The sequence below is a fragment of the Trujillonella humicola genome (assembly GCF_046233715.1).
GTDB lineage: Bacteria > Actinomycetota > Actinomycetes > Mycobacteriales > Geodermatophilaceae > Trujillonella > Trujillonella humicola.
The window spans coordinates 1-1,501 of record NZ_JBJNRJ010000118.1; the positions used below are offsets into that span (position 1 = coordinate 1).

3 protein-coding genes are annotated in these 1,501 nt (G+C 80.5%); 2 read left to right on the plus strand and 1 reads right to left on the minus strand.

What is annotated here, in order from left to right:
• Nucleotides 1-277: hypothetical protein (locus ACK586_RS25320; protein ID WP_409333300.1), on the minus strand; the 277-nt coding region annotated here is incomplete at its 3' end.
• Nucleotides 278-338: 61 nt separating this feature from the next.
• Between ACK586_RS25320 and ACK586_RS25325 the strand changes: the two genes are divergently transcribed.
• Together ACK586_RS25325 and ACK586_RS25330 are read left to right on the plus strand one after the other, a co-directional pair.
• A complete protein-coding gene (locus ACK586_RS25325; RefSeq protein ID WP_409333301.1) occupies nt 339-1,010 on the plus strand; it encodes a prepilin peptidase in 672 nt (223 codons plus the stop codon).
• A 209-nt stretch (nt 1,011-1,219) separates the two neighbouring features.
• Entirely contained in the window at nt 1,220-1,417 is a 198-nt protein-coding gene (locus ACK586_RS25330) for a Flp family type IVb pilin (protein ID WP_409333302.1), read from the plus strand.
• The last annotated feature ends 84 nt before the right edge of the window (nt 1,418-1,501 follow it).

Genomic DNA, 1,501 nt, shown 5'->3' on the forward strand with positions numbered 1-1,501 from the left:
ACGCCCGCGCCACCAGGGTGGCGATCTCCCGCTCGCGGGCGGTCAGCGGGTCGGCCTCCCGGACCGCCCGGCCGGCCCGCGCGGCCAGCGCCTCGGCCCACGCCCCGGGGCCGGGCATGCCCAGCCGCCGAGCCTCGGCGGCCGCGGCGCGGGCCAGGTCCCCGGTAGGGACAGCGACGTCGGCGAGCCCGTGCTGGTCGAGGTGGACCTGGCCGCCGGCACGGTCGCCCGACCGCGAGGCAGCCCGGCCCGGCCGGGTGGGTGTGCCAGGGTGCACACCGTGCCCGCCGCCGACCGCCCCCGCCGCCGGTGACCGCCGTCGACGGCCCCCGCCGCCGGTGACCGCCGTCCTGGTCCTCGCCGCCGGCCTGGGCGGGCTGCTCGCCGGCGTGCTGGTGAACCGGGCCGCCGGTCGCTTCCCGTGGCCGCCGGGCGTCGGCGCGACCACGGTGCTGGCGCCCGGCGAGCGCGCCGTCCGCCCGCCGTGGGTGGAGGTGGGGACGGCGGTGCTGTGCGCGCTGGCCGCCTGGGCGGCCGGGCCGGTGGCCGAGCTGCCGGCCCTGCTCGTCCTCGCCGTCACGGCGGTGCTGCTCGCGGTGATCGACGTCCAGCACCGCCTGCTGCCCGACCGCGTCGTCGCGCCGGCCACGGTGCTGGTCGCCCTGCTGCTGACCGGCGCCGCGGCGGCCGAGGGCGCGTGGCCGGCGCTGCTGCGCGCCCTGCTGGGGGCGCTCGCCCTCTTCGCCGGCTTCCTCCTGCTGGCGCTGCTGGCCCCCGGGCAGCTGGGCATGGGCGACGTCAAGCTGGCCGCACTGCTCGGTCTCGCGCTGGGCTGGTTCGGCTGGCCGGTGCTGCTGCTCGGGGCGCTGGCCGCCTTCGTCGTCCAGGCCGTGGCCGCCCTCGTGCTGCTGGCGGCGCGGCGGGTCACCCTGCGCGGCTCGCTCCCGTTCGGCCCGGCGATGCTGCTGGGCGCCGCGGTGGCCGTGGCCCTGGCCGTCCCGGCCGGCTGAGGCGACCGGACCGGTTCCGGTCCGACCCGGTCGGGTGGTGACCGACCGTGGCCGGCGGCTGCGGCGTGCAGCCCGGCGGGTGACCGCGTCCGTCGACCGGGTGCAGTTCGCTCAAGCGGCCCCGCGCTCGTCCCGAAGCGCTCCCCACAGCCGCGACGGCGGGCCACCCCCGGCCCGTCCTGGCCGGCCCCACCCCCAGGGAGCCCCCCGTGTTCAACCCCTTCGCCGCCATCGCCAGCCTCTACGCCCTCGCGCAGGACCGGGTCCGCAAGGAGGAGGACGGCGCCACCGCCGTCGAGTACGGCCTGATGGTCGGCCTCATCGCCGTCGCGATCATCACGGTCGTCGCCCTCCTCGGCGACGACCTCGCCGGCCTCTTCCAGGGCGTGGTCGACGCCCTTCCCTGACCCACCCGCTCTCCCGCCGGGGGGGGGGGGGGGGGGGGGCGGCGGGGGGGGGGGGCGGGGGGCGCCCCCCGCGCGCCCCCCGCC